The sequence below is a fragment of the Ruminococcus sp. CAG:330 genome (assembly GCF_000437175.1).
GTDB lineage: Bacteria > Bacillota > Clostridia > Oscillospirales > Ruminococcaceae > Ruminococcus_C.
Genome location: NZ_FR898025.1, coordinates 1 through 8626, shown reverse-complemented (window position 1 = coordinate 8626; position 8626 = coordinate 1). Strand labels below are relative to the sequence as shown.

The 8626-nt window shown below is 55.6% G+C and carries 7 protein-coding genes and 1 riboswitch (1 of these 8 cut by a window edge); of the genes, 6 read left to right on the top strand and 1 reads right to left on the bottom strand.

Translation table 11 applies throughout. The features are described from left to right. A riboswitch (cobalamin riboswitch) is annotated at positions 1 to 99 on the bottom strand (it extends 151 nt beyond the left edge of the window). 316 nt (positions 100 to 415) lie between these two features. After that, positions 416 to 1969, top strand: a complete 1554-nt coding sequence (rmuC, locus tag QZL66_RS03580) for a DNA recombination protein RmuC (RefSeq protein ID WP_022410388.1) — start codon at positions 416 to 418, stop codon at positions 1967 to 1969. A 52-nt stretch (positions 1970 to 2021) separates the two neighbouring features. On the opposite strand, the gene QZL66_RS03575 is transcribed toward rmuC, so the two are convergent. Further along, complete coding sequence (locus QZL66_RS03575) at positions 2022 to 3407, bottom strand: MATE family efflux transporter (RefSeq protein ID WP_022410387.1); 1386 nt, start codon at positions 3405 to 3407, stop codon at positions 2022 to 2024. A 414-nt stretch (positions 3408 to 3821) separates the two neighbouring features. Between QZL66_RS03575 and QZL66_RS03570 the strand changes: the two genes are divergently transcribed. From QZL66_RS03570 to QZL66_RS03550, 5 genes are all read left to right on the top strand, one after another. Further along, a complete protein-coding gene (locus tag QZL66_RS03570) occupies positions 3822 to 4598 on the top strand; it encodes a transporter substrate-binding domain-containing protein (protein ID WP_022410386.1) in 777 nt (258 codons plus the stop codon). 66 nt (positions 4599 to 4664) lie between these two features. Further along, the gene (locus tag QZL66_RS03565; RefSeq protein ID WP_293601820.1) at positions 4665 to 5303 is read left to right on the top strand and encodes an amino acid ABC transporter permease; all 639 of its coding nucleotides are present in this window, start codon (positions 4665 to 4667) and stop codon (positions 5301 to 5303) included. Further along, the gene (locus tag QZL66_RS03560) at positions 5290 to 6015 is read left to right on the top strand and encodes an amino acid ABC transporter ATP-binding protein (RefSeq protein WP_022410384.1); all 726 of its coding nucleotides are present in this window, start codon (positions 5290 to 5292) and stop codon (positions 6013 to 6015) included. Before QZL66_RS03565 ends, QZL66_RS03560 begins: the two co-directional genes overlap by 14 nt. Before the next feature lie 2 nt (positions 6016 to 6017). Further along, on the top strand, positions 6018 to 6446 hold the full coding sequence (locus tag QZL66_RS03555) for a GNAT family N-acetyltransferase (RefSeq protein ID WP_022410383.1): 429 nt from the start codon (positions 6018 to 6020) through the stop codon (positions 6444 to 6446). Between the two features lie 215 nt (positions 6447 to 6661). Continuing rightward, positions 6662 to 8626 (top strand): GTP-binding protein (locus QZL66_RS03550; RefSeq protein ID WP_293601819.1); only part of this gene is annotated, 1965 nt, incomplete at its 3' end.

Below are 8626 nucleotides of genomic sequence, written 5' to 3'. Positions count from 1 at the left end.
CATCACAGTGACGAGATCGTACCGGATTTGCACCGGTTTCCCTTTTACCCTCCCGATTTCCCTGCGGAAACGGGAGGCACCGTCTTGGTATGGATTGGATTCCGCCGGTGCCGAAAACTCTTGTGCGCACGTCTTTGGCACTGCGGAAAACATTCATGAATGCATGGCGTTCTAGCCATACATTCTATTATAACACACCGCCTGTGAGATTGCAACCATTTTTGGAAAAAACATCGGGCTCTCACACTTTTTATTGGATTTTAGCAATCCTTCGCCGGCTTTGTGGAAAATGGTGCTGCAATTTTGCGGAGCTTTACTGTCTTGTCGGGGAATGGCGCACCGGATTCACTTGACTTTTCTGCGCTCCATTCGTATAATAAAAGTATCTCAAACATTTCAGAAAGGAACGAGACACATGCAATACGTGATTTTGATCGGAATTCTGGCGGCACTGGTGCTGCTGGTGCTTCTCCTGCTCCAGTGCCGGAAAAACGGCGCTTCGGAGGGGCAGACAGACCGGCTGCAGCGGCTGCTGGAACAGCATCTGCGCACCGCACAGCAGGAACAGCTGGCACAGATGCAGGCGGCACTGAGCAGCATGGGGGACATGCTCGCCCGCCATCAGCAGCAGGTGGGCGAGAGCCAGACCCAGCTTCTGACGCAGACCCAGCAGGGGATGATGCGGCAGCTCCAGCAGTTTGAACAGCGTCTGCAATCTCTGGAACAGAATCTGGGACAGCGGCAGGAACAGCTGCGCAGCAGTGTGCGGATGCAGCTGAGCGAGATGCAGGAGGGACAGAATACCAGCGCCCGTGCGGCACAGGAACAGCTTCAGCGCAATGTGCAGCAGCTGAGCCAGCAGCTGCAGACGGAGCTGGAAAAGACGGGACAGTTCCAGCAGCAGACCCTGCAGGAGATGGTGCAGAGTATGCGGACACAGCTCCAGCAGTTCGAGACCCGTCTGAAAACACTGGAGAGTACCCACGCACAGGGCATGGGGCAGATTCAGCAGACCGTCTTCCAACAGCTTCAGACCATGCAGACTCAGCAAAAGACGAGTCTGGACGAAATTCGCGGAACGGTGGACGAGAAGCTCTCCAAAACGCTGGAGGACAACCTCAGCCGTTCTTTCCAGCGGGTCAGCAAACAATTGGAGGACGTGTACAAGGGACTCGGCGAGATGCAGTCCCTTGCCTCCGGCGTGGGCGACCTGAAAAAGGTGCTGTCCAACGTCAAGACACGAGGCATTCTGGGGGAGATTCAGCTGGGTGCGATCCTACAGGAGATTCTCTCGCCGGAGCAGTACGAAACGGAGATCCCCACCATTCCCGGCAGTCGGGAGCACGTGGAATTTGCCATCCGGCTGCCTGGCGACGGCGAGCGGTGTGTCTACCTGCCCATTGACTCCAAGTTCCCCGGCGACACATTCGCTGCCCTGCAGGATGCCTATGAGACCGGCAGCCGGGAGCGGATCGATGCTGCCAAGAAGCAGCTGGAGCAGGTCATTCGGGGCTGTGCCAAGGACATCCGGGACAAGTACATCGAACCGCCCTATACCACCAATTTCGCCATTCTGTTCCTGCCCTTCGAGGGACTGTACGCCGAGGTGGTCAACAGCGCCGATCTGGTGGAACGGCTCCAGCGGGAGTACCACATCAACGTGGCTGGCCCCTCCACCATGGCTGCCATTCTCAATGCCCTGCAAATGGGCTTCCAGACACTCGCCATCCAGAAGCGGAGCGACGAGGTGTGGCGGATTCTAGGCGCTGTCAAGACAGAGTTCGACAAGTTCAGCGAGGTGCTGCAAAAGGCGCAGAAGAGTCTGCAAGGCGCAGAAAAACATCTGGACACCCTCATCGGCACACGCTCCAGCGCCATCCAGCGCAAGCTGCGGGATGTGGAACGATTGGAGGAAACACAGGCGACCCAGCTGCTTGGGCTGTCCATCGGTGCGGACGAAGAACCGTGAAAAAGAACCGGCGCAGTGCTCCGTTTGACACGGAAGACTGCGCCGGTTTGCGTTATTCAGTCAGAACGCTGACACGTTTTCGGAAGATGCGCCGGAATAGCAGACAGGCGACACCGGCGGAGAGTATCTCTGCAATGGGAAACGTCAGCCACACAGTCCAGCAGATGTCAGCATTGGCTTTTGCCAGCGCTGCAAAGGCAAGCGCAAAGGGAAAGACGAAAATCGCCTGACGGCACAGGGAGACGATCAGCGATTCCAGTCCGCCGTCCAGCGCTTGGAAGATGCCTTGAAATGCGATGTTTGCGCCGGCAAAGACGAAGCTGGTGGAGATGATGCGCATGGCGCTGATGCAAAGCCCACGGGTTTCGCCGGACAGCCCGAACATGGCGGAAAACGGCGCTGCCAAAAGCTCCAGCAGCAGGAAGCCCACGAGCATGACCAGAAGCGTGAAGCACATGCCCCAGCGGATGCCCTCCTGAATGCGGCTGCGGTTCTGTTTGCCGTGGCTGAAAGAGATGATGGGAGTCATGGCATCCCGCAGCCCGAAAGCGGCGAAGAGGACGAACTGCTGCACCTTATAGTACAGCCCGTAGGCAGTCACCATCGATTCGCTGATGCCGCCCAGAATCAGATTCAGCCCGTAGGTCATGACGGACATGAGCGCCTGCGCCACAATGGCAGGCAGCCCGATGGCATAGATCGCACGGATGGTTCTGCCGGAGGGCTTCCAGTAGGAGAACCGGTTGGAGATGCTCCGGTTTACCCGCAGATGGAAGAAGAGCGCCAGTGCGAAGGATGCGACCTGTCCCAGAACGGTGGCGACGGCAGCACCCCGCACCCCCAGCGCAGGACAGCCGAGCCAGCCGTAGATCAGAACGGGATCCAGAACCATGTTGATGACGGCGCCGGCGATCTGGGCAATGGTGGAGTACAGGGAATTTCCGGTTGCCTGAAGCAGCTTCTCGTAGATGGAGAAGAATAGGATCCCGAAAGAGCCGACGCAGCAGATGCGCAGGTAGTCTACGGTCATCTCGGCGATCTGCGGATTCGAGGTTTGCGAGTTGGTGTAGGGGCGGACACCGAAGATGCCGAACAGCACAAAAACGGCGGTGATGACCAGCGCCAGAAAGCAGGCGTTTCCGGCAACACGGCTGGCACGTTCCCGATCGCCCTGCCCCAGACTCTTGGACAGCAGGGCGTTTGCCCCGACACCGGTGCCGATGCCCACCGCCACCATCAGCATTTGCAGCGGAAAGGCGAGAGTGAGTGCATTCAGCGCAGCCTCACCGTTTTCTTTCATGTTGGACACAAAGGCGCTGTCCACGATGTTATACACAGCCTGCAGCACCATGGAGAGCACCATGGGAATGCCCATGGACAGCATCAGCCGTTTGACAGGCATGACCTCCATTTTGTCCGGTTGTTTTACTTGTTCCATTGTCTTTCTCCTCTCTTTTTTCTGACAAAATAAAAAAGATGTGCAGCTTTGATTGGACTTACGCAACAAAGCTACACATCTTTCCTACGATGATACCACGTTTCCGTCAAATTGTCAAAGGCACTTTTCCACAAAAATTATCCACGTTCCGCATGCCTTTTTATCAGCGGAGCGCTGGATGGAAAATCGGAGATCTTTTGCAGAAAAAAGAAAACAGAGGTGCTGTTCCTCTTTTTATAAAGAATTTGCGGGAATTTCTTTGAAAAGAAAACCTTTGCCGTGGGAAATCCCATAGGAAAAGTAAAAAATATGCGACAGGCGAAAAAAGCTCTTGTATTTTTCGCCGTTTTCTATTATAATAGAAACTGATTTGAGTATCCATCGCAGATACAATTTTGAAAGGAATGATTTTGTATGAAAAAGGGAATTGCAATTTTGGCGGCAGGAATGATGCTGGCGGCATCGCTGACAGGCTGTGGCACAAAGCCCAACACCGTATTCAGCGCAGACGATCTGGTGGGAAAGACCATTGGCGCACAGCTGGGCACCACCGGCTATATCTACGCCGGCGATGTGGAGGATGCCAAGGTAGAGCCGTATAACAAGGGCGCAGATGCAGTACAGGCGCTGAAGCAAGGCAAGCTGGATGCCGTCATCATCGACAGCGAACCGGCAAAGGTGTTCGTGGAGAAGAACGACACCCTGAAGATTCTGGACGACCCGTTCGTAGAAGAGGAATACGCCATTGCCTACAAGAAGGGCAACGACGAACTGGGACAGAAGCTGGACGATGCGCTGACACAGCTGAAGGAAGACGGCACGCTGGACGAAATCGTCGGCCACTGGATTGGTGACAATGCCGATCAGGTTTCCTACACACCGGACGACAGCGTGGAGCGGAACGGCAAGCTGGTCATGGCAACCAACGCAGAGTTCCCGCCGTATGAGAGCATGGACGGCGACAAGGTTGTCGGCATTGATGTGGATATGATGCAGGCAGTCTGCGATGTCATCGGCATGGAGCTGGAAGTGGAGAACATGGAGTTCGATTCTATCATCGCTGCAGTTCAGTCCGGCAAGGCAGACGTTGGCGTTGCCGGCATGACGGTAACACCGGATCGGGAAAAGAATGTCTCCTTTACACAGGGCTATGCGACTGCAACACAGGTCATCATTGTCCGGAAAGACTAACGGGAGGCAGCAGCTTTGAATTTTGTGGAGAAATTTCACTCGACGTTTATTGATGGCGATCGGTGGATGTATCTGGTGCACGGTCTCGGAACAACGCTTTTGATCACGCTGTTTGCTGTGATTCTGGGTATGGTGCTGGGCTTTCTCATCGCCATTGTCCGTTCCACTCACGACAAGACCGGCAAACTGGGCTTCCTGAATGTGCTGGCACGCATCTATCTGACTATCATTCGCGGCACTCCTGTGGTAGTCCAGCTTCTGATCATCTATTTCGTTATCTTTGCCTCTGTCAATGTGGGAAAAACTTTTGTTGCCGTTCTTGCGTTCGGTCTGAACTCTGCCGCATATGTGGCGGAGATCGTCCGCTCCGGCATCATGTCCATTGACAACGGACAGTTCGAGGCAGGCGCAAGTCTGGGAATGAACTATCCCAAGACCATGATCTCGATTATCCTGCCGCAGGCGTTTAAGAACATCCTGCCGGCACTTGCCAACGAGTGTATTGTTCTGCTGAAGGAAACCTCCGTCGCCGGCTACATTGCGCTGACCGACCTGACCAAGGGCGGCGATATCATCCGAAGCCAGACCTATGAGGCATTTCTGCCGCTGATTGCGGTGGCGGTGATCTATCTGGTGATGGTAATGATCCTGAGTTCGCTGGTATCGAAGCTGGAAAGGAGATTGGCAAAAAGTGATCGAGGTTAAAAATCTGGAGAAGTCCTTTGGCGACCTGCACATTCTGAAGGGCATCACAACGACCATTGAAAAGGGTGAAAAGGTCGTCATCATCGGGCCGTCCGGTTCTGGCAAGAGCACCTTTTTGCGCTGTCTGAACCGTCTGGAACAGCCCACTTCCGGACAGATTCTGTTCGAGGGACAGGATCTGACCAGAATTCCGGACAAACAGCTCTATGCGGTGCGGGAAAAAATGGGCATGGTGTTTCAGCATTTTCACCTGTTTCCCCATCTGACCATCCGGAAGAACATCACTCTTGCACCGGTGAAGCTGGGTCTGATGAACCAGCAGCAGGCAAACGAAACGGCAGAACGCCTGCTGAAAAAGGTGGGACTCTCGGACAAGGCGGAGCAGTATCCCAACCAGCTTTCCGGCGGACAGAAACAGCGAATCGCTATTGCCCGTGCGCTGGCGATGAATCCGGACGTGATGCTCTTTGATGAGCCGACCTCTGCACTGGATCCGGAGATGGTCGGTGAGGTACTGGAGCTGATGCGGGAGCTGGCTTCGGAGGGCATGACCATGGTGGTAGTTACCCACGAAATGGGCTTTGCCCGTGAGGTGGCATCCCGTGTCATGTTCATGGACGGCGGAAAAATCATGGAGGAGAACGCACCGCAGGAGTTTTTCTCCAATCCGAAGAATCCCCGTCTGCGGGAATTCCTGTCCAAGGTGCTTTGAGTATGGCGTACACAATACAATGTTCTCAGACACTCTCGCCGGAGGGTGCAGCCGTCCGCATCAAAGTGTTCGTGGAGGAACAGGGCTTTCAAAACGAGTTTGACCGCTGGGACGAGAACGGCTGTGCATGGCACGTGCTGGTGCGGGACGGCGAAACGCCCATCGCTGCCGGCCGGATGTACTCGGAGGCGGAGGGGGAATATACCCTCGGACGCATCGCCGTGATTCCGGCGTATCGTGGGAAGCACATCGGGAAGCTGCTAGTTTCCGCACTGGAAAAGCAAGCGAAAACGTGCGGTGCATCCCGTTTCTCCCTTTCGGCGCAGTGCGACAAATCTGGTTTCTATCAGAAGCTGGGCTACGCCCTGACAGAGGACTACCACATGGACGAGTTTTGTCCCCATGTGACCATGGTCAAATCACTAAAGTAAGAACATCAAAAAAAACACCGCATCGGTTTGGATTTTTGAACCGGTGCGGTGTTTGTTGTATTCTGCCCTTGACACAGCAAATCGATTGTGTTATAATGTTTCTTACAGAATGATAGAAAGAGAAAAAAGACTTGCAAAAGAATCGGTCCTGTGCTATAATAAAAAATATTCCGATTTTTTTGACGAAAGGAGGGAATGGTTTGCATCATCTGGTTATGGGAATCACAGCGCACGTGGACTCAGGAAAAACCACGCTGGCGGAGGCAATGCTCTACAAGGCAGGAGAGATTCGGAAGCTGGGACGAGTAGATCACGGTGACGCATTTCTGGATTCCGACGCCATGGAGCGGGCACGCGGCATCACGATCTTCTCGCATCAGGCGCAGATGCGCTTGGGAGATACGGAGATCACACTGCTGGATACGCCGGGACACGTGGACTTTTCTGCGGAAACGGAGCGTGTTATGCAGGTGCTGGACGCTGCGGTGCTGGTCATCAGCGGGACGGACGGCGTGCAGAGCCATACAGAAACCCTGTGGAAGCTGTTGGAACATTACAAGGTGCCGGTCTTTCTGTTTGTCAACAAGATGGACTTGAACGGCGCAGAGCGGGAGCAGGTGCTGGCGGAGCTGCAGTCCCGTCTGGGGGAGGGATGTCTGGATTTTTCCGACGTGACAGATCCGGCATTTCTGGAGGCAGCCGCCATGTGCGAAGAACCGCTCATGGAGGAATTTCTGGAGAGCGGTGAAATCAGCACCGATGCGCTCCGCCGGAGCATTGCCAGACGGAAACTGTTCCCCTGTTACTTTGGCTCGGCGCTGAAGCTGGAGGGCGTGACGGAATTTTTGCAGGGCTTGGAATGCTACACCACGCCCCCCTCCTACGGGGATGCGTTTGCGGCGCAGGTGTTCAAGATCTCCTCGGACGAGAAGGGCAGCCGCCTGACGCATCTGAAAATCACCGGCGGTGCGCTTCATGTGCGGGATGCCATCTCCTACACCACGGAGTCCGGCACAGTCTGTACGGAGAAAGTCAGCCAGATTCGCTGCTACTCCGGCATAAAATTCCAGACGGTGGAAACTATTCCGGCTGGTGCAGTCTGCACAGTCACGGGGCTGAGCCGGACGTTCTGCGGACAGGGACTGGGTGCATCGGAAAACAGCACCCGTCCTGTATTGGAGCCGGTCATGAGCTATGCCCTCCAGTTTCCGGCGGGCACCAATCTCCACGCAGCGCTGCAAAAGCTGCTTCCGCTGGAGGAGGAAGAACCGTCCCTGCACCTTGTCTGGAACGAGTCGCTTCAGGAGGTACAGGTGCAGCTCATGGGTGCCGTGCAGAAAGAGATTCTGGAACAGCGCATCGCCCAGCGGTTCGACCTGTCCGTGACATTCGGCAGCGGGAGAATCGCCTATCGGGAGACCATTCGCCGTCCGGTGGAGGGTGTGGGGCATTTCGAGCCGCTGCGCCACTATGCCGAGGTGCATCTGCTTCTGGAACCGCTTCCCCAAGGCAGCGGGTTGCAGTTTGCCGCCGACTGTCGGGAGGACACGCTGGATAAGAACTGGCAGAATTTGGTACTCACTCATCTGGCGGAGAAGATTCATGTGGGTGTGCTCACCGGTTCGCCCATTACAGACATGCGGATCACCCTCCGTGCCGGAAAAGCCCACGTGAAGCACACCGAGGGCGGAGATTTCCGGCAGGCGACCTATCGTGCCGTCCGGAACGGTCTGCGGAAAGCGGAGAGCGTCCTGCTGGAGCCGTGGTACGCCTATACTTTGGAAGTGCCGCAGGACTGTGTGGGCAGGGCGATGGCAGACATCCAGCAGTGCGGCGGAACATTCCAGCCGCCGGAGACCAAGGGCGATACCGCTGTACTGCGGGGAAAAGCGCCTGTGGCTGGATTGCAGGACTATTATACCGCTGTGACGAACTACACCCACGGCAAGGGCAGATTGTTCTGCACACAGGCAGGTTATGCCCCCTGTGAGAACAGTGCCGAGATCATCGATGCCATTGGCTACGACTGTGACGGCGATGTGGAGAACTCTGCCGACTCTGTTTTTTGCGGAAACGGCGCAGCCTATGTCGTGCGGTGGGATGAAGTGGAACAGCACATGCACCTTCCCAGCTGTCTGGAAGCGCCAAAGGAAGCGCCGCCGGAATCGGCAGCGCCGGCA

What these genes read in the sequence shown, in the direction of transcription:
- rmuC (WP_022410388.1), top strand. Translation starts at nt 416, where the DNA reads ATGCAATACGTGATTTTGATCGGAATTCTGGCGGCACTGGTGCTGCTG.
- QZL66_RS03575 (WP_022410387.1), bottom strand. Translation starts at nt 3,407, where the DNA reads ATGGAACAAGTAAAACAACCGGACAAAATGGAGGTCATGCCTGTCAAA.
- QZL66_RS03570 (WP_022410386.1), top strand. Translation starts at nt 3,822, where the DNA reads ATGAAAAAGGGAATTGCAATTTTGGCGGCAGGAATGATGCTGGCGGCA.
- QZL66_RS03565 (WP_293601820.1), top strand. Translation starts at nt 4,665, where the DNA reads ATGTATCTGGTGCACGGTCTCGGAACAACGCTTTTGATCACGCTGTTT.
- QZL66_RS03555 (WP_022410383.1), top strand. Translation starts at nt 6,018, where the DNA reads ATGGCGTACACAATACAATGTTCTCAGACACTCTCGCCGGAGGGTGCA.